General features: G+C 41.9%; 16 protein-coding genes. 5 read left to right on the top strand and 11 right to left on the bottom strand.

Features of this window, described 5'->3' with window-relative positions; all coding sequences use genetic code 11:
- Window positions 1-7: 7 nt before the first annotated feature.
- Window positions 8-304: a hypothetical protein gene (locus CZ794_RS09045; protein WP_179207279.1), complete on the bottom strand. Its 297-nt coding sequence runs from the start codon at window positions 302-304 to the stop codon at window positions 8-10.
- A gap of 151 nt (window positions 305-455) precedes the next feature.
- Window positions 456-1,394 carry an inovirus-type Gp2 protein gene (locus CZ794_RS09040; protein ID WP_087041274.1) on the bottom strand — a complete coding sequence of 313 codons (939 nt, stop codon included), beginning with the start codon at window positions 1,392-1,394 and terminating at the stop codon, window positions 456-458.
- A gap of 558 nt (window positions 1,395-1,952) precedes the next feature.
- Between CZ794_RS09040 and CZ794_RS09035 the strand changes: the two genes are divergently transcribed.
- Window positions 1,953-2,864: a hypothetical protein gene (locus tag CZ794_RS09035; protein WP_143515715.1), complete on the top strand. Its 912-nt coding sequence runs from the start codon at window positions 1,953-1,955 to the stop codon at window positions 2,862-2,864.
- A gap of 344 nt (window positions 2,865-3,208) precedes the next feature.
- Here CZ794_RS09035 and CZ794_RS09030 read toward each other — a convergent pair whose 3' ends face one another.
- The 9 genes from CZ794_RS09030 to CZ794_RS08990 form a co-directional block, all read right to left on the bottom strand.
- Window positions 3,209-3,934 (bottom strand): tetratricopeptide repeat protein, encoded by a 726-nt coding sequence (locus CZ794_RS09030; protein ID WP_256958929.1) that lies wholly within the window; start codon window positions 3,932-3,934, stop codon window positions 3,209-3,211.
- A gap of 392 nt (window positions 3,935-4,326) precedes the next feature.
- Window positions 4,327-5,646 carry a short-chain fatty acid transporter gene (locus CZ794_RS09025; protein ID WP_087041271.1) on the bottom strand — a complete coding sequence of 440 codons (1,320 nt, stop codon included), beginning with the start codon at window positions 5,644-5,646 and terminating at the stop codon, window positions 4,327-4,329.
- A 254-nt stretch (window positions 5,647-5,900) separates the two neighbouring features.
- A complete protein-coding gene (locus CZ794_RS09020; RefSeq protein WP_087041270.1) occupies window positions 5,901-6,200 on the bottom strand; it encodes a hypothetical protein in 300 nt (99 codons plus the stop codon).
- 3 nt (window positions 6,201-6,203) lie between these two features.
- On the bottom strand, window positions 6,204-7,544 hold the full coding sequence (locus CZ794_RS09015; RefSeq protein WP_087041269.1) for an acyclic terpene utilization AtuA family protein: 1,341 nt from the start codon (window positions 7,542-7,544) through the stop codon (window positions 6,204-6,206).
- 32 nt (window positions 7,545-7,576) lie between these two features.
- Window positions 7,577-8,866 carry a CitMHS family transporter gene (locus CZ794_RS09010; protein WP_087041268.1) on the bottom strand — a complete coding sequence of 430 codons (1,290 nt, stop codon included), beginning with the start codon at window positions 8,864-8,866 and terminating at the stop codon, window positions 7,577-7,579.
- A 195-nt stretch (window positions 8,867-9,061) separates the two neighbouring features.
- Window positions 9,062-10,435, bottom strand: a complete 1,374-nt coding sequence (locus tag CZ794_RS09005) for a tripartite tricarboxylate transporter permease (protein ID WP_087041267.1) — start codon at window positions 10,433-10,435, stop codon at window positions 9,062-9,064.
- Window positions 10,436-10,531: 96 nt separating this feature from the next.
- Window positions 10,532-10,954, bottom strand: coding sequence for a hypothetical protein (locus CZ794_RS09000; protein ID WP_087041266.1), 423 nt, complete (start codon window positions 10,952-10,954; stop codon window positions 10,532-10,534).
- A 111-nt stretch (window positions 10,955-11,065) separates the two neighbouring features.
- On the bottom strand, window positions 11,066-12,349 hold the full coding sequence (locus CZ794_RS08995; protein ID WP_087041265.1) for a hydroxymethylglutaryl-CoA reductase, degradative: 1,284 nt from the start codon (window positions 12,347-12,349) through the stop codon (window positions 11,066-11,068).
- A gap of 347 nt (window positions 12,350-12,696) precedes the next feature.
- Window positions 12,697-14,064 carry a PLP-dependent aminotransferase family protein gene (locus CZ794_RS08990; RefSeq protein WP_087041264.1) on the bottom strand — a complete coding sequence of 456 codons (1,368 nt, stop codon included), beginning with the start codon at window positions 14,062-14,064 and terminating at the stop codon, window positions 12,697-12,699.
- A gap of 283 nt (window positions 14,065-14,347) precedes the next feature.
- Between CZ794_RS08990 and dinB the strand changes: the two genes are divergently transcribed.
- The 4 genes from dinB to CZ794_RS08970 all read left to right on the top strand — a co-directional run bounded on the left by dinB (window position 14,348) and on the right by CZ794_RS08970 (window position 20,461).
- Complete coding sequence (gene dinB / locus CZ794_RS08985) at window positions 14,348-15,433, top strand: DNA polymerase IV (RefSeq protein WP_087041263.1); 1,086 nt, start codon at window positions 14,348-14,350, stop codon at window positions 15,431-15,433.
- A 177-nt stretch (window positions 15,434-15,610) separates the two neighbouring features.
- Window positions 15,611-16,819: a tRNA preQ1(34) S-adenosylmethionine ribosyltransferase-isomerase QueA gene (gene queA, locus CZ794_RS08980; protein ID WP_087041262.1), complete on the top strand. Its 1,209-nt coding sequence runs from the start codon at window positions 15,611-15,613 to the stop codon at window positions 16,817-16,819.
- Between the two features lie 104 nt (window positions 16,820-16,923).
- The gene (locus CZ794_RS08975) at window positions 16,924-18,699 is read left to right on the top strand and encodes a peptigoglycan-binding protein LysM (protein ID WP_087041261.1); all 1,776 of its coding nucleotides are present in this window, start codon (window positions 16,924-16,926) and stop codon (window positions 18,697-18,699) included.
- Between the two features lie 55 nt (window positions 18,700-18,754).
- A complete protein-coding gene (locus tag CZ794_RS08970) occupies window positions 18,755-20,461 on the top strand; it encodes a FimV/HubP family polar landmark protein (protein ID WP_087041260.1) in 1,707 nt (568 codons plus the stop codon).
- Window positions 20,462-20,555 lie beyond the last annotated feature (94 nt).

Here is a 20,555-nt window from a genome sequence, read left to right as displayed (position 1 = left end):
GGTTTAGTTAGATTGAGTTAAATGAATGGATGGTTGAGAACATGTGAGTACAGTCCTCACAGCGATACTGCTTATTAATCAGCATTGGTAGAGCATTGTTCGATTGAGACATTTTGAATAACGTTGCGATTGCAGTACCTGCAATAACGCCAACTGCTGGATGAACGTTAAATGATCTACATAGACTGATGCCAATACTGATCAATACAGTAGGTGATAACAGCGTCTCATTCATAGTGTGGTTAGTGCCATCAGTCATCTCATCAACGCTAGATGACTTACAATGTGGACATACTGGTTTCATAAGAACTCCTTTTATGTTGAGCATAAAAAAGGTCTGCACGAGGCAGACCTTTAATGGGCAAAGTAGGATAAGCATTAGGACGCTAATGCTCGATCTCATGGAGGTAGTATGTATCTGAAATTATTTTGATATCATATATGTTGAGTACTACTTAGCTATTAGGTAGAGCCCCGCGACCAAAGCTACGCATTTTAAGTGGCCAAGATTTGAGGCGTTGCTCATATTTGTTGGGGCGAGCTAGATACAACGCTGCATTAATAGCGTTATTCACCTCTAAAGGCTTGTCTCTATCAATCATCCCTATACCGAGCTTACCTCGGCGCCTATAGCTTGCTTTACGCTTAGGGGTATTACCATTGTAATACCAGCCTAAACCCTCTGTAATCTCAACCCATCTCTTACCAACAGTATCGCCTAAAAACCAGTCTTTCTGACGCTTATCACCGTTATAAATCAAAACTAAGTGACAGTGTAGACCACCAGTCTCAATACCCTGCTCTATAGCCCAAGCATAACCTCTTAGATCCTCAAAACACCCTTTACTGGCATTTGCTAACTTTCCATTTTTCCTTTTCTTTTCCTTTTCTCTGTCTCTTTGGATTTTTACCATAAGCTGATTCATGAAACCCTGAAAGATCTCAGCATCAACAAGGTGGGCAAACTCTACTTTCAGTTTAAGATCTACTCTTACAATAAGCACACGTGCATATTTCTCTAAGTAATAACTCATATATTCCATAAGTGATTGGCTATTGCGTTGTTCTTGAAAAGCAAAATCTGCTTTATCAGTGGCATACTCGTACTGATAAAAATTTAGCGCATTCAAAAAACTCTCTGCCATCGCCTCATCCCAAAAAATCTCATGAGGATAGCAATTACCGCAAACAAGGTAGCAGCTGCCTATAAACCATTCTATCGAGTTCGTGTATTTTAATTCGTTGTTGTAGAGCAGTGTCATTGGCTGATAATAAAGATTTAGTCGATAACTAATTTGTTGAATGCTAATTCGATTTTTAGGGTTAAGGATATCGCTCACGAGTTTGTCGACTTTAGCGACTACTACCTCATGGCTTAAGTTTGGGATGATCATGTTATCTACCTAAAGTTATACGTTCATAATCTTAGGCAGATGAGTAAATTATTATTTTCAATAGTGAGAGTGATCAGCGAATCTACTTGTGGCTTACATTTTATTAATAATATTAATAACCGGATTTTAAGATCAAAAAATATCACGCTGTAACTTAGCTTTGGGTTTTTAAAATCCCGTTTAAAAGCGAGTTTATTGTGTGGGGAGTTACGTATTATGTTTATAGGAATAATATACTGATTCTATTGAACCAAATAAATATATTTATAACCCCTGAAACCTATGTAACACAAGGAAGGTATAGTATTTTACGTTACGTAAAAATCACTCTAAAATTATTATTAAATGATATTATAATTACTAAAATTTCTCAGTTAATATTCAAAGTTAAGGTAGACTGAATTGGACTATAATCATTTTGATTTTGACAAAATAAGATATTCCCAGAGAGAGATTGAATTTATATACTGTAATTTAGAACGGTTAGGGTTCGTAACTGGACCTTTACAGGATATTGAGAATCTCAAGCTTATTAGTAGTCATGAGTCAAATAGGGGTATGACTGATTACACCTTTTTTAGAACAGACTTATGCCTAGTTAAAGATGAGTTAATAAGTTGGTTAAAAGATGACTTAAGAGCCTCTCTTTGGTTCTACTCGTTATTAATTATTGGACAAAACTGGAACTTATCAATAGAGATTGTGCATAATGTTTTTTCTAGAGACCTGATATTAAATTTCGACTGTTACCAATACGGTAGAGAAAAGGAACGAAGCACTTTCGGGTTCTTTCAACGATGGGACAAAATCCGAATAATGAAGTTTGCAATCCCTAGCTACAATAGCCATAAAGTGAGTCCTAAAGATTTGGTTTGGTTGAACTATAAAAATCACAAACAAATAGACTGGGCGATTCAGTACCTACAAGAAAATCATCTTTTGATCAACGTCCCTACATTTCTTCCTATTAGTAACAAGGAGCGCTATGCACAAATATGTGCTTCACTGGATGCACTTGATTTACATTTAGATTTGGAGCAAAAGCTTATTAGCAAGACTAAAAATACAATTGAACTGGACCAAAGTTTAAGTAAGAGACTAAAATTAAAACAAACAGAGGAAATTGTAAAAAATGAAGCTATGGATAAAGATGGAAAGAAAAGTAAAGCCAATAATTATAGAAAATTCACAAAGAGTGGTTTGCCAAGAGTAGAGGCTTACGGAAAATTAGTCCAAAGTGCTTATGAGGCCAGCGACGCCAAAGTTGAATGGATATCAAGAATGCGTACTGCTTGGAATCAGAAGGTATTTAGGGATAAAAAGCCAGTGAAAGCTGAAAAAAAAATCAAGTTGCCACATGGCTATGAAAAGAAAGTTAAAGAAATATCAGAAGCCTACGGTGAAGACATAACATCCTGCTTAAAAAGAATTATCGACGCAGAGTACGAATCTATTAAGTCCGATAGTTGACATAATTCAAGTATTCATAAACGCTAAAATCAGAATAAGAGAAAGTTGAATTATATTTTGTTAGCCATCAATGAGAAAATGAAATCAGCACCCTCTGTACACTGCCATGTACATCTAAAAATTATAAAAATAATTTTCCACTTAAAATCAGTTATTTACGTGATAAATACCGTTCCGACCACTGGTACCAATATATAGTTCTATAGTTACTTATAGAGCCGACAAAGCCCCTGATATCAGGGGCTTTGTTGTATCTGGTGTTAGCACTAGATTTATCGCCATATATATTGTCACTAATATAGATTTTACCAAGTGCCACTCTAGCCTAAATTCGCTACCACCAGCTACAACTCATCACAACTAGGCTCATATCCGTTGTCACAAGATTTGCTATACCACTCTTGCGATTTGGCCTTGTGTTGCTTCACACCGCGGCCTTCAAAATACATCAAGCCAAGACTGTTCTGAGCTTCGGCTATTTCTTGATTTGCAGCTTTTAGATACCATTCAGCGGCTTTTGTATCATTGCGCTCAATGCCTTTGCCAGTCTCGTACATGTCGCCGATATTGTTTTGAGCGCTCGCATATCCTTGAGCAGCCGCTTTTCTTAGCCATTTTAGTGCCTCCACGTAATCCTGACTCACCCCTTGACCCTCGTAATACATTGCAGCCAGATTATACTGAGCGGGTGCAAAACCTTTATCAGCTGACTTCTGATACCATTCAACTGCCTTGTGATCATCTTGCGGAATGCCGTCACCATTTTGATAAAGCGTTCCAAGATTATATTGAATTTCAGCATTGCCCTGTTTGGCAGCTTTTTCGTACCACTCAATGGCCTTAGTATCATTTTGACGTACGCCCGTGCCATTACTGTACATCTCACCAAGTGCATACTGAGAAAACGCTCTGCCTCTATAAGCAGCTTCTTTGGTTCTTTCAAACGCTTTAACGTCATCTTGACCAATACCCTCTCCAGTAAGATACATATGGCCAAGAGTGGCTTGAGCAGTGGCTACGCCGTTACTCACTAACGTGCTCACTTTACCAAGATCAGCCATAGCTGACATGGTTATCCCACACGATAATCCTACTATCATTACTTTATAAATGAATGTCTGTTGCTGTGTTTGTAGGGTCATGATTCTTCCTTAAAAAGTAAAATACTATCGCTTGAGCAATGCAGATGCAGTTGAGCACATAACCAGTCTATTGGCACGTTTTGAGTCTTGTGTTCAATGAATATTCTCTCGAACCGCAAGGAAGGAAGATTTATACCAATAAGATATAACCTCTGTATGTTCCACATTTACTCTGAATTAACCATAAAGATAAAACCTTTATTTTCTAACATTTATCATTCTTTCAATAAACCATGGGATAGTCGTCATCTTTTTGGTATTCAAGCGTAAAAAGCCCCACCCCTAAAGGCAAGGCCAATGCTTTAACGCTTAAACTGTATTTATAAAAACAGCAATCCCAAACCGATCACCACGCCACTGACAACCAAAACAATGACACAAAAGCCCATAATGTCTTTGGCTTTTAGTCCTGCAATGGCAAGAGCTGGTAAGGCCCAAAACGGCTGGATCATATTGGTCCATGCATCACCCCACGCCACTGCCATCGCTACTCTTGCCGGATCACTACCCAGCATTTCTGCCGCTTCTAACATAATTGGCGCTTGTACCGCCCATTGTCCACCACCTGAAGGCACGAAGAAGTTGACGAGTCCAGCACTCAAAAAGGCAAAAAGCGGCAATGTCTCTGCTGTCGAGATATTAACAAACGCCTGCGACATAATAGCCGCCAGACCAGAGGCGGTCATCATACCCATGATACCCGCATAAAATGGGAACTGTACGATGATAGCGCCCGCGCCTTTGACTGCCTCTTGAACCGCTATCAAATACTTACGAGGCGTGCCATGAAAAATAATCCCAAGGAACAAGAACATAAAGTTCACTAAGTCGAGCGTTAACGCAAAGCCATTCTGCACGAAATAATAAACGATAAAGGCAATGCCCATCAGACCGATAATCATCGATAACATCCAGCTATTTTCTAAACGCTCTGCTGGCGTCATATCGGCTTTAGCTGGAACGTCCTCAACGATAGGATCAACCAAGAGCTTGGGATCGACGGTCACTGTATCTTCTGCTTTTGGCATCATCAGACGGTTTAATACAGGCACGATAATCACGAGCGCAATAACGATAATTAAGTTATAAGTGGCAAAGATAGTAGCACTCGTTGGAATGATACCAATCTTGTCCGCGAATGGATGACCCTCTGTCGCAATCGATAAAGGGATCGATCCTGAAAACCCAGCGTGCCAAATAATAAACCCAGAGTAAGCACTAGCAATCAATAAGCGGTAATCAACGCCTTCCACGCGCTTTGCCAGCTCTTTGGCAAATAGCGCACCAATCACCAAGCCAAATCCCCAATTTATCCAACTGGCAGCCAGTGACACCAACGTCACTGAAACAATGGCACTGCCTGGCGAATTGGCAAAGCTTGCCAGCTTACCAAGCCCTTTTTTAAAAATCGGACTGCTTGCAAGCACAAAGCCCGTTACCAGCACCAGCACCATTTGCATGGAGAATGCAAGTAACGCCCAAAACCCTTCTCCCCAAAATGCAACCATTTGTACGGGTGAAGAGTCCGTCAATCCTAGACCAAGGACAAAGATGACAACCGTCAAGATAATGACGAATAAAAATGGATCTGGTAAATACTTTTCCATCAAGCTATTTGAAAAACGTGTAATCCCTTTCATTTTTTTACTTCCCTGTTAGCCGAATGTAGACTTTATTTATAACCCTGAGGCTACCTTATTCTTGCTTTTTATTCTTATTCATTTAACCACAAGCTGTCTCGTTAATATGATATTTTTTGATGTTTCGACCTCTTGCCCTCATACTCAAACTTTCAATAAAAAAGAGCACCTTGATATGAAGGCACTCTCTTAAATACATAATTTCCAAAACTGCTATATGCAGCTGTCAGACCTGCGATAAACGACTGACTTGTCTATATCTCTAAATCCAATAATTTAGAGCTTAGGCTTTTGCCATGCATATCTTGCGCTAACGACTTGGTCACCCCGCCGCCCAGCGCGCCATGCATCACAAAATTGAACGCATTGAGAGTCGGTAGCTCATAACGAACAACCTCTCCTTGTACAATGTCTTTAAACCATTCTTTGACGATATCTTCAGTGACCTTGTTTTTGAGAAGCTCATAATCTTCTTCTTTAAAAGCGATAAGAGAAATATTGGATATATTGCCTTTATCACCTGTTCGGGAATGGGCTATTTCACGTAATTTCATTTATCATACCTCCCAATATGAAACGTTAATATCAGTGTCTGCTTCGGGAATGAGTATTGAGCCTATAGATACTATCTCTTTGATATTTGAGCGAATGCCACCGCCGCCTGCTGGCCCATTGGTATAAAGTGACATTGCTTCTCGCACGATAGCATTAGCAACTGTCTCATCCTCGGTTCTTGCAGCAATACGAAGCCGCGTTTCAGAGACTTCTTGAGTGTCAAAAACCTCATTGGCATACAAAGAGTTGAGTCCAATAAAATCATAGCGCGTCTCAATGGGTTCAATACCTTGAGCCGCCAGTCTTTTTTCCATAATGGTTTTGGCCAGTTTTGCTCTTTCAACTGAACCTGCACCGCCGTAGCTGATTTCTGCCTCGGCAATGTACCCATCTTTGTATCCGATACTCGTTTTTAGCAAACCCGTCTTTGGTTTGCCCGAGCCACCAAACACCTTAACCACATCTTTTGCTACTTCTTCAACTTGAATATTAGAGAAGTCAGCAATGACGTCTGGCGTTAGGTAGTTCGCGGGGTCATGAATCTCATAAAGCAATTGTTCTTTTACTGTGGCTAACGACACCAAACCGCCAGCGCTCGCCAATTTAGTGATATGATATTCTCCGTTTTCAGTCACTTCCATGATGGGAAAACCTACGTTCCACAGCTCTGGTACCTCTTTGTAGCCAGGATCAGCAAAATACCCGCCTGTAATCTGCGCGCCGCATTCCATTAAGTGCCCGCCGATGGTGCCTTTACCGATCAATTCAGCGTCGTCAAAAGACCAGCCAAATTCATACATCATGGGACCAAGAAACAATGACGGGTCAGCAGCTCTGCCCGTGATGACTATATCGGCACCTGCCTTAAGCGCTTGTACGATACCTGCCGCGCCAATATACGCATTTGCCGAAACGATTGACTCGCCAAGCGCTTGAATTTGCTGACCGTTTTCTAACAGTGTCTCATTCTGATAACGCTCAATTTTTGGGAATACATCGTCACCAGTGACTGCGGCTATTTTTAAGCGGTGCAAACCTTGTTTTTCAGCGATTTGCTTGACCATTTCGGCAGCCGCTTTTGGATTGGCCGCGCCCATATTGGTAACTATTTTGACGTTGTTTTCTACACAAAGCGGTAAGACTTGCTCCATTCGATACTCAAGCAGACTGTCATAACCTTGCTTTGAATCTTTCATTTTGCGCTGCTGTGCAATGGCAATGGTACGTTCTGCTAAGCATTCAAACACAATATAATCAACATCGCCATCTCGAATGATATCAAGAGCGGGTTCTAATCGATCATCTGAATACCCTGCACCCGACCCAATTTTGATAGATTTCATGAAGTGTTTCCTTTTTTCTTTATATATTCTATTTATATGATGACGCCAGTGATGACTGCCACAATGGTCATAACGATGGTCGTCCCAAACGCCCATTTGAATACGAATTTTTGATGATCAGCAAGCTCTACCCCTGCCAACCCAATCAATAAAAATGTCGAAGCCGTGAGAGGACTTAGAGGAAACCCTGTGGTCATTTGTCCAAGCATAGATGCCTGACCAATTTGAACAGGATCCAATCCATAGGCACCAGCCGTCTCTGCCAGAATCGGCATGACACCAAAGTAATAAGCGTCTGGGGTGAATATCAGACTCAGTGGCATGCTGATGGTAGCGACAATCACTCCCATAAAGCCGCCTACTTGATTAGGAATGATGTTAACCAAAGACGTCGCCATCGCCGTAATCATGCCAGTACCTGACAGAATCCCTGTAAAAATACCAGCAGCAAAAATAATCGAAACAACCGTAATCATGCCAACCGACTGCGCGCGTATCTGATCCATCTGATCGTTTGGTTTGGGATAATTGATAAGCACAGCGACGGCAAACGCCACCATAAAGACAATTGGTAATGGCAGCCATACTTGAACCAACGCCACAATGGTCAAAACGGTCAATACCAAATTGAACCAAAACAGCTTAGGACGACGCATACTACGTTCTTCTTCGGTCATCTCATCCTGCAAGCTATGCTCCATCTCCTGAACACCCAAACGTTTACGCTCTTTTTTTCCGACCAGATACGCCACAAAGATGATCCAAACGATACCTGCTATGAATGCGGGGATAATAGGATTAAATAACTGAGCGGTGCTAACTTCTAGTGCCGCTGCGGCTCGTGCGGTTGGTCCGCCCCAAGGCGTAAGATTCATGGTACCTGCGCCGAGCGCTACCATACCCGCGAGTACAATTCGGCTCATGCCTAATTTATTGTATAGCGGTAATAATGCAGGAATGGTAATCAAAAAAGTAGACGCTCCAGAACCATCCAAATGAGCAATCATGGCAATGACAACTGTCCCTATGGTGATTTTTACTGGATCGCCTTTGACCAGTTTTAAGATTCTTGTAATTAATGGATCAAATAGTCCAGCATTATTCATCACACCAAAAAATAAAATAGCAAACCCTAACATGATGCCCGTTGGCGCCACGCTCACGATACCGTCCAACATAAAAGTGCCCAATTCGCTGCCAAAACCGCCTATTAATGCAAAAACGATCGGTACTAAAATCAGTGAAACAATCACGGATACTTTTTTAGTCAATATAAGAACCAAAAATACAGCAATCGTCAAAAACCCCAATAAAGCCAACAAATTCACTCTCCCTTTTAAAATTACTTTCTTCCTGATTCATTCACCTTAGCACCTTTATTCGTGCTTAGTAGAATTCATACCAAATTTTTTAGCCATGCCTTACTATCATTATCGCTATTCTTTGTTTAACAATATATAAGAGTGCCGAACGCTATTCAGCACTCTATTAAAGATGTTACTCATCAAGAGTCGATATCAAATAATCGCAGGGATCGACAGCACAGCCACGTAATAACCCATGAACTGACAGCCTGTATTGAATGAGAAGTGCTTTGATAAAAGACCACCCAATAAACCCAATCCTAGAACGGTAAACACGCCAACCAATCCGCCTTCCCATATACTAATGACCAAAATCAGACCGATAAAAGTGGCGATAATCGCTTCGTGACTGATTTTTTTCACTACAAATAAAGCGGCGTTTCTGGCGTAGTTCATTGAAAAAGGATACGCGATAATAGCGGCCAATATGACTGATAGGACACCATAAAAAAGAAAATCCATCGGACTGAGTAAGTGGTGCAAATTATTACCTGCTACCTCAGCTGTCTCCACATTGAACACAGGCGGCGCATTGAATAAAGGCGCGGCAGGGCCAGCAGCGACTGGACTGAGCGGCAGACCAAACGCAATGAGTGGAATCAAAGCTTCTGCAATGTAGGTCGATTCAGTGACCCCATTCTTAGAAGATAAGACTGTCGTTAGCCTGTGATACGTATTTTTGATACGCGAACCGACAAACTCGCCCAATATCACGGTCATCGCTACTGGGCTAAACACAAAGGTGGCACTCGATATGAGGGAGGTTATTACCGTAAATTTAATCTGTGTCTTGTTCAAAATTTTAAATGGATTGGGAAAATAACCCTGCCAGAGCTTCAAATCTGGCGCGACTTGAACCTCATTATTTTTTGCTCGAGATTGCAACTTTCTACCAGCAGGACTCATAACGGTAAACAAATCTGCTATTAGCGGGCCGATAGCAATGGCTAAGAAGTAAGTCACGCCCAGACTGGTATCGTATTGTGCTGTAAAGGCTTTTAGCGCCAAGATGAACGTCACAAAGGGAATGAGTAATAGTACCGATGCCCACTTACCTTTAGAAAAATAAGCAATCGATATGGCCGCTATTAAAAAAATCCACGGCGCAAACTTAGTAATAATATCACCAAATGGCGCTAAAATTAAGGCAAACCCAACAGCGGCAACCACCGCAATAAAAGCCGATATAATTGAGCTTGAGATCATCTTTTTGAGAGCAATATGCGGTATGCCCAACTTCCGTAAGAGATCTGCCTCCTCTAACATAGGCGTCGCCATCGTGTCACCAGGAATCCCCAGCAGCGCTGTCGGTATGGCATGCGTCATGTGTTTGGACACCGCACCTGCCATCCAAAACGTAAACACGGCGGCTGGTGGCGCTCCAATGATAATCACCATTAAGGTGAGTGGTACCATGGTCGCGGTCTCATCCGTTCCTGACACCATACCAATCAGCGAAAAAATAATAGCGCCAATAACGCCATACATCAGCGCTGGCCAAAATTGAATCAAAATCTCATGTAACATCGCCTTCTTCCTTGAAGTCTGTACTCTTAGCCAGTGGCTGTCGTGTATTGGCTAATGGCTCTTATATAAATACTTAGAAAAACCGTCCATGGGTTATTATTTCTTTTTTGCTGTCTCTTCGGCTTCTTGAAACACAGTCATTAATTGCAACAAATTCAGCTCTTCTTTTACCTCAGCAGGTAAGTCATCGACGCTGGTATAATTGGGATCGTCTTTAATCAAGTCGACAATGAATGCTTTGACATTCTCGCTATTGTCTTCTTGACTGGATATCACTGTCCTCGCTGGTTTAAACATAATGGAGCAAATAAACCCTGAGAGCAGACACCCTCCTAAGCCAATAAGCATTGCATAACCATTAAGTAGCGTGGTGTCTCCAGACGAAGAAGACAGAAAAAACTTGGCCAATAAAAAAGTACCTGTGCTCACGACACTACCTATCACGATAGCGAACAGCATGGACTTAAAATTAACCGTATCTCCCCAGACCTCTACCAAATCACTGTTTGAACTGTCCATAGTCATATTCATCCTTGTCATCATAGTCCGTATAGAATGACCATCTAAAAACCAGCCTTGAAGCATCGACCTTGATGCTTACTGAACCTTTTTTATATCGACATGCCCCGCTTACGTATTGTTTTGACGTAAGGTTGTTAAAATCTCTTCAGCCACATCGATACGTACTTTGCCGCTCTGAACCAATAGCTCAGTTACTGTATCAACCTCATGGGTTTTGGCACCTGCCATAAGTGCAATGTTTTTTGCATGCAGTGACATATGGCCTTTTTGAATGCCTGTGGTCACCAAGGCTTTCATTGCCGCAAAGTTTTGTGCCAATCCAACCGCACACGTAATCCTAGCCAGCTCATCTGCAGAATCAATGTTCAAAATCTCTAAGTTTTGCTGCGCCGTTGGATGCACTTTGGTCGCACCACCAATCAGACCGACTGCCATAGGTAGCTCTAAGCTGCCACATAAATTACCGTCTTTATCCACACCCCAACTGGATAAACTGCGGTATTGGCCTGTCTTACAAGCATAAGCATGAGCGCCCGCTTCTATCGCTCGTGTGTCATTCCCTGTTGCCAAAATCACAGCCGATATCCCGTTCATAATGCCTTTATTATGGGTCGCTGCCCGATAAGGATCAGTATCTGCAAATCGGAATGCCGATAGCATCGCATCTCTGACGGCCTCGCCTCCTATTTCATCCGTAGGCCATGTGGCACGAGCCATTGACAGGCGTTTGTCTGCAAGGTTTGACAAAATCCTCATATTTGCCTTGGCAGATGTCCAGCTCTCTAACGCTGGTGATAACGCCTCAACCATAGAATTGACTGCATTTGCACCCATGGCATCGCACGTATCTACCAAAATATGTACGATAATATTGTACTCATGACCATCATCCAACACTCTCACTTCTAACCCTTTGAACCCACCGCCTAACTTCACTAATAATGGATCTACGTCGTTACAGATAGCTTTAATATCGTGCTCATTTTCGAGGATAACTTGTTTGGTAATCATGGGATTGATGACATCAACCAATTGAATCTGACCGATCATGATGTGTTCAGAAGTATGGGTATAAAAACCGCCAGTAGCGCGACATTGTCTGGCGGCATTACAAACAGCCGCCACCACGGACGACTCCTCTGTCGCCATAGGAATCAATCTGTCTTTACCATCGATGATCATATTGGTAGCAACACCAATGGGTATATTCATCGTACCAATGGCATTCTCAATCATATTATCAACGGTTTGAAACTCCGTATTACCAGTGTTCAAAAAGTGCTCTTGATTGAAATTGCTTTCGCCCAAAAATTCAGCGATTTTTTCTAACCGTTGCTGGTGCTCAAGTTTATAAAAACTGGAAATGCGCGAAGAAGAGGTTGAGTCTTGCATGGGTATACATCCTGTAAAATGATTCCTTTAAAAAGGGTTTGATATAGCAAACCCTAAGACTGCTCATAGCAGTACTATCTCAGTCCGTTATTATAGAAATACCATGCGCAGAATATTCTTCCAAGGGTACAGAAAGGCTTTTTCCCTCAAAACTGTACCCATTCTTATAAAGCGCGGTAATTGTGGCCAATACAGTCGATTGAATACAGGAAGATGTCACTAGATAAGCAGGATAAGTAAAATAGGTAAACAGATAGGTCGTGAAGTCGTACTAAGCGTGAACAATGTGTTCACCCAGCAGTTTCTTTTTGGGCAACTGGCTTAAAGTAGTCATAACAAACAATGGGCTAACGCGTATTGAACACCTCTTCTTCAATGAATGTAACCGTGGTTTGGTCTATATAAAATTTATTGATTCTCAAAGCAAAGTACGTATTTTCACAAGGAAAAAACAGATTGCCTGGTGCCATAAAAATATTGTTTTTTCTGGCGTGATTGACGACTTTTTTGTCATCCATTGGAATACGAAACCACAAAAAATGACCGCTGGGATTATGAGGATAAAGCTTTAGGCCTTCGATGGTATTCAGCGCCGTGATTGATTCGGCCGACTTTTCATGTGACAGACTCTTTAGTGCTTGTAGATGACTGCCGAGTGTGCCACTACTGATCATATGATTAAGGATGTTTTCGGTGATTGATGACGTATTGATGACCGTTATCATTTTTAGACGCGTAAGGGATTTTATTAACGGTGTAGAGGCGACAATAAAACCACATCTTAACGAGGCCGAAACGGTTTTTGAAAAGCTGCTTAAGTAAATCACAGGATCGTCTTCACTAAACAGATAACTGGCGGCTTTTTCTCGAATCAGTAAAAAAGGATCATCTTCCACGATAACCACATTATTCTCTATACAGACCGACTTAATGGCTTCAAGGTTTTCTATGGTTAAGTCTGTTCCTGTTGGATTGTGCGCGAAGGGCTGCAAAAACAACATTTTAGGATGCTTTTTTTGAATAATGGCTTCTAGATTGTTCACATCTAAGCCGAACTTGGTTCTTTTGAGCGCAATCGTATTCACTTTATGAAGCTTGAGCTTACTGAATAAAGGGTAATATCCAGGTGACTCTACGATAACGTTATCGCCTTCTGATAAAAAATGCCTAATGATTAAATCCACACTATGATTGGTACCGTAGGTCATTAAGACATTTTGCGAATCAACGTCAAGAGAGTGGTTTTTGAGTATGTCAGTGATCAGTCCTCGAAGCATACTATTACCGGCTGGATCACCATATCCATAGTCAAGATAAGAGGATTTGTCACTATAGTTCGGGTAACCCAAATAGCTGTCTAGCTTGAGCTTATCCATATACTCTCTTGGATATCTACCCTCACCAGGCTTGTGACTGTACTCGTTGACCAGCTGTTGCTCAAGTAAATCGACGCCATTATAAAAATTGGTCAAATCCAGCATGGTATTGTGCGTCTCTTTGCTGGATAAATCTTCACTGATATAAAACCCTGATTTGGGTAACGCCTTGATCCAACGCTGCTCTAACAAAATACTATACGCGTTCACTATGGTATTTTTTGACACGTTATATTGTTTTGACATAGCACGAATTGAAGGTATTTTGTCTCCAATTTTTTTTCTACCAGACTTAATGTCATCAATGACTATTAAACATATTTCTTCGAATTTTTTCACAGGTACACTCCGCTTTACATATCAGTCAAGTATATTGATGTCAGCACATGGTTGATTCACTATAAAACAAATAAAGTGCTACTAAGATAAATTTTGCGTAGCCTCTGACAGCAACGGCTCAGCAAGGAAAATTTATCTTAGTAGCACGTTGCAATCATTGTGCGTCGTTCATTTAATACTGATGTTGGCTCAACCAAGTAGGTGTTGAAACACATGGTTATTATATTGATTGCGACAATAATTGATACTGAACTCAAACTGTCTGTCAGGTAAAATAAGGACTATGACAACCTTCAAAAACCCCAATCCTCGTAAGATTATCCATATAGATATGGATGCCTTTTATGCCAGTGTTGAGCAGCGCGATTTTCCGGAGTTGCAAGGTAAACCGCTGGTCGTAGGCGGCGATCCAAATGGTCGCGGTGTGGTAGCAGCGGCCAGTTATGAAGTACGTCAATTTGGGGTGCGTTCTGCCATGTCTTGCTACGAGGCGCGCAAACGCTGTCCAGACGTGATATTTGTACGACCACGTTTTGAGGTTTATAGAGCCGTCAGCAGCGAGATCCGTCAGATTATGTACCGCTTAACGCCTCATGTTGAGCCGTTGTCATTGGATGAAGCGTACTTAGATGTCACTGGGTTAAAAGTCCATCAAGGGTCAGCAACCCTAATGGCCAATTGGCTACGCGCCCAGATTCTTGAGCACACTGGATTGACAGCTTCTGCTGGGGTATCTTTTAACAAAATGCTGGCCAAGATTGCCTCTGATATTAACAAGCCCAATGGCACAGCCATCATCACGCCAGAAGACAGTGAAGCTTTTATTAGCACCTTACCTATCGAGCGCTTTCACGGTATTGGGAAGGCCACTGCTCAGCGTCTACACGCGATGGGTGTCAATAACGGTGCGGATCTTCGCAACCTGTCAGCGGCTTTATTGGTGCAAGAGTTTGGCAAGCGTGGACAGTTTTATCATGACATTGCTCATGGGCGTGATGAGCGTGCAGTAAAATCAGAGCGAACGCATAAATCTGTTGGGTCAGAGACCACCTTTACAGAGAATTTAAACGATGATGATGCACTGCGTATACAGATTTATGAACAAAATGAGGACGCATTCAATCAGCTACAAAAGAAGGCGCTCATCGCTCATACCATTACTTTAAAAGTAAAGTACGCAGACTTCACGCAAATCACGCGTACACACACGCTCTCTACGGCTTTTGATAGCGCCGAATCTGCTCATTATTGGCTTGATAAGTTGTTTTTAGACATTCCACGCCAGCTTCCCATTCGGCTGGTGGGCGTTACTTTTTCATCGTTACTACCAGCAGCACAATTGCTACCTCAGCTCAATTTATTTGAATAGTTTTATAACTCATAAATCTTGGGTGTTTTTATCTATGGTCCATTATGATAAATTAATGCTTAGGCTATTTATGGTTTTTAAGCTATTTTAGGTATGAGTAATTGTATTTAGCTATCCTCTCACAACCTCATTTCTGCTACAATTGTGCCAAAATTTACATTCATTTAAAGACTCATTATGACCGACTCTCATGCGCTAGATTCTACGATTCTCACCTTAATTGATAACGATGCAGACCACAACGTCTTAGACTATTTGAGCGTTGATGATTATGATTATGAATTGCCAGATAGTCTTATTGCTCGCTATCCACTGGCACAACGTTCTGCCTCAAAACTGCTGTATTTAGCCACTGATAATCAAAAAAACACAGCCAGTGTGCAGGATCGTTTGTTTGCTGAATTACCCGATTTATTGAACGCAGGCGATTTGATTGTGTTTAATGACACAAAAGTGATGAAGGCGCGGTTATTTGGTCAAAAAGACACAGGTGGTAAGATTGAGGTATTGATTGAGCGTTTGGTGACCCTCTCAGATTTAGATGTAACCACTCTACACATAGAGACCGTAAACGATACGACTGTCAATAAAGAACATATTGCGCTTTGTCATGTAAAAGCCAGTAAGGCACCTAAGCTTGGGCAGCGTGTATCGCTGGCAGATGGTCATATGAATGCGGTTATGATTGGTCGTCAAGACAATCTGTTTATTTTGGCATTTGAGGCCCCTATTTTGCCTCATCTAGAGCTTTATGGCGAGCTGCCTATCCCGCCTTACTTTGAGCGTCATGCAGATGATACGGATAACACGCGTTATCAAACTGTCTTTCATGATCCAGCCAAGCTTGCAAGTGTGGCGGCCCCTACTGCAAGCCTACATTTTGATGAATCTGTATTGAATCAACTAACAGAAAAAGGCATCAATACCGCTTTTGTCACGTTGCACGTTGGCGCTGGTACTTTTGCGCCCGTTAAGACAGACAACCTGCTCAATCATACGATGCATAGTGAGTATGCTCACTTACCGCAGGCAACCGCTGATCTTATCAACCAAACTCATGCCAACGGCAACCAAGTCATTGCTATTGGCACGACGGTCACTCGTGTCCTTGAAACTGCGTATCAAAAGACTGCGACAGCAGGTCAACCACTTTCTAGCTGGTCAGGCGATACAGATATCTTTATCTACCCTGGCTTTAAGTTTGGGGTGATAGATCGTCTACTGACCAATTTTCATTTGCCCAAATCTACTTTATTGATGTTGGTCTCCGCTTTTTCTGGCAAAGCTGCCATCGAACATGCCTATCAACACGCCATTGAAAAGCAATACCGCTTCTTTAGTTACGGCGATGCCATGTTGCTCGATAAAAAGGCAAATAGAACATAAGACAAACATTTCTTTATTGGTCACAACAGTTGTGAAATAAACTGGTAAACTGGCTAGTATTTTGCTATAACAGCAAAGACAACTTATATCCTAAAGGGCGGCTCATGTCTTGTCATCTCTCTCATCGCTTGACTACTGTACATCGCGCGATTTCGATGGCATTATTGTATTCTGTCGGTTATGTGGCTCTAACCTCAAGTGCTCAGGCCGCAACGATTGGCAAGACAGTCGTCACCTCTGCCCAGCATGAGCCGCTAGCAGCAAGTATCGTCGTCACTGATATTCGAGCAGCAGACTTTTCAGCAAGCTTAGCAAACCCAGCTATTTATCAGCAAATGGGATTGACCAAAACAGATTCAATGATGGTACGCTTTACGCCCACGTCAGCAACCAGTGGTCAAGTCATCATTACCACCTCACAGCCAGTATCAAAACCTTTTGCTGATGTGGTATTAACCATTAATGATAAAGGTCAGAGCAATGTCGTTCCCAAAACCTTGCTGATGCCGCTCGATGCGGGCCTGCCCCTTAATACATCTACTAGCATCAACACAGGGGCAAAAAAGCCGAACTTACCAAGGGTATCTGCCAGTACTGCCAAGCCGCTGACGCTCAGAAAAGGCGCGCCGCCGCCATTGGTGTCTACATCGAATCTACCAGCCGTCCATTCATCGACAAATGAGTTGATCGCTGCAAAATCGCCTGTGCCTAGTATTCAGGCGACTCGTATCCAAGCGCCTACCGTCACGGCGTCAGCAGGCAACAGCCTCTCTTATGCACCTAGCCGTTTAGACAATGGTCGTTTGACAGATAAAGCAAATGTTGCAACTCAGCAAAGTAGCCTTGGCGCCAATTCTATTGAAAGCATAGCCAACGACAGGCTCAATAATAGTACTGCTAATAACGCAAACCATAGTCAAGCCACCCTTGCAGTTGATAAAGCACCCACTCAAGCTATTACTGACAAACAGTTAGATATTTTGAATATACAAGTCACTCGCCAGATACAGCCAAGAATCGAGAAAGAAGTCAGCACTGTTGCTGCCTCTAATCTTGAACCAATGCCCAATAACACTATGGCTAAAGATTTGGCTGTTAAAAATTCAGAGACAAACCTTGATACAAGCGATGCCACCTCTATCGTTGCTTCAACTAGCAATATACCAGCGAATATCGCAAACTCTGACGCCAAGACCCTCAATAATCCTCAGAATGTTACCAATGCCGTCTCTAGCAATACAACTAATAGCACAGCGGCTCAATACCAAGTACAACGCAACGATAGCTTATGGATGATCGCGCAGCAAATTGCCCAAGAAAATGATCTGAATGTCCAAACCGTGATGAAGCAGATTCAATCACAAAACCCTGACGCTTTCATCAATAAAGATGCAGGTCAACTAAAAGCAGATGCAAAGCTAAACTTGCCCAGCTATGAGGTGATCCCATCACAGAAAAAAATAGAAGACGCGATTAGCGCACAAAGACAATATAGTCGCCGCGCAAACACTGCTGCGGTACCCAAAACCACCAAAAAACCCTCACAGCAGTCATCTGAAATGGCTCAAGCAAACAAACAACGTATAGAGCCTACAACCACTAAGACTCGCACATTGCCAAAAGCTCAGTTTTCAGTTCTAGCGCCTGATCATAACGGTAGTGCCGAGGGCACACAGGCAAAATCAGCAGCGACCAAGGGTAATGGTCTGAGTACAGATATCTTAGCGACTCTAAAATCATCAAGACAAAGCACAGCGACACAAGCACAGCAATTATCAAAGACCAGTAGCGCGCTTGATAACTATGCTAGAAAAATTCAATTACAAAACCAAAAACTGGCTGAGCTACAAGCTCGTCTTAAAAAACTACGCAATCAATAATTGCCTGATTGATCAATGCAGTACGCCATGATCATAGATAGGCGTTGGAGTAATTATGGACAATATGCTATATATCATCGCCGGATTGGTGCTCATCTTATTGGTAGCTGTTTTAGTATTGCGCAAAAAGAAAGCACAAGAAACGTCAATACCACCCGCTATTCAAACAGGGAAAAAGGCTGCAACTCTAACGCCGACCGCCAAAACAACTGACAATACTCCTGCTCATAGCCGTGAAGATATTGATAAGAAATTTGATCACATCACCATTGCTCAGCGCTTTATCGATCAGCAGCGCCATGACAAAGCCATTGAGACACTCACTCGCGGACTGAATGAGAAGCCGAACGACAGTCAATTATTACTTAAGCTACTGAGCATTTATGCCACACTCGATCAACCTGAAAACTTTAACACTGTTTATGACACTATTAAAACTCAGAGCGATCCACAAAGTATCACTCAGGCCAATGAATTAAAGGCTTTATTCTTTGAAGAGCAAGCATCAGTTGCTGTAGAAGCAGCACCAGTAGAAGATCAAACCAACTTTGAAAGTATCGATTTTGACTTACCAATCAGCCAAACTGACGATCAAAACGTCCTGCCTGACCAGCCAGCTGTACAAGATAGCAATCCTACTTGGGCAGATGAGCAAACCCATAAAACCGCAGCGCCAAATGAGTTTGATCAAATCAGCTCTACTAATGAATCAGTAGAAAACGACTTTGATCTTACCCTCAGCGACTTTGACAATGATTTTGAAGATCATGGTTTTGAAGAACCAGTCACTACTAGTGCAGCGCCTGTAACCTCATCGAATGACACAGAAGAAGAAAGCTTCAATACCGTTACCGTCGATGAGACAACTAGTGAAGACAGCGATATCATTGATTTCGACTTTGATTTTGATTCATCTGAAGCAGATAAAGCACCAACTCACACATCTGTAGCGTCACGTGACTCTGATAACGCTGACGAAGATATGACGTTAGAAAGCGAAGAGTTCATCTTAGATTTTGATGATTTGGTCACCGATGCTGAGACCGATACGATTACTGATAATAAAGAATCAACTGTCGAAGCATTGAATATCGATTCGAATCAAAATGAAGAGGATTTCGTCTTATCATTAGATGATTTTGATACATCAAATAATACAGAGACTGTGTCAGAGAGCGTTGTACCTACTCTTGAAGACACGAATGACATCGATAATTTCATTCTTGAAAATACTGACTTTGAAGACAGCAGCTCTAACGACCACACTTTTGAAAATATTGACTCTAAAAACAGTAGCCTTGAAAATGGTAACCTTGACAATAATAAATTTGAAGACATCAGTCTTGAAGAACTGCGATTCGACGACAACTCTGTAGAGAGCGAAATTATTGAGACGCCAGAGGTTACTACCGCTTCTGAGCCGCTATTGTTCGATGACAACACCGTATTAGAGGAAGACTTTGAGTTTGAGCCAAGTACTCCAGCAATGCCGACGTCGTCAGCACCTGTCGAAACCGACAGTAACATTACTTTTGAAGATGAAACTGATACCGAATCAGCAGAAGATTTCGCATCCCGTTTTTCAGCAGACTTTGATTTTGTAAAGTCGTTGGATAGTCATCAAGTGACCTTAGATTTGGCCACTCAATATGTACAATTGGGGGAATACGATAGCGCCAAACGCTTACTCAATGAAGTTATCGATCAAGGTAACCAAGAGCAGCAACATCAAGCCAAACTTTTGCTTAAACGCACAGCGTAATTACAGATACAACAAGCATAAATAGCTTGATTTTTGATCAGCAGGTATTCTATAAATATACAACATAGAATACTTGCTGATTTTTTTGCATTTC

Source organism: Psychrobacter sp. JB385, from assembly GCF_900163785.1.
Lineage (GTDB): Bacteria > Pseudomonadota > Gammaproteobacteria > Pseudomonadales > Moraxellaceae > Psychrobacter.
The sequence above is the reverse complement of the archived record's forward strand: the minus strand, read 5'-3'. Positions and strand labels throughout refer to the sequence as shown.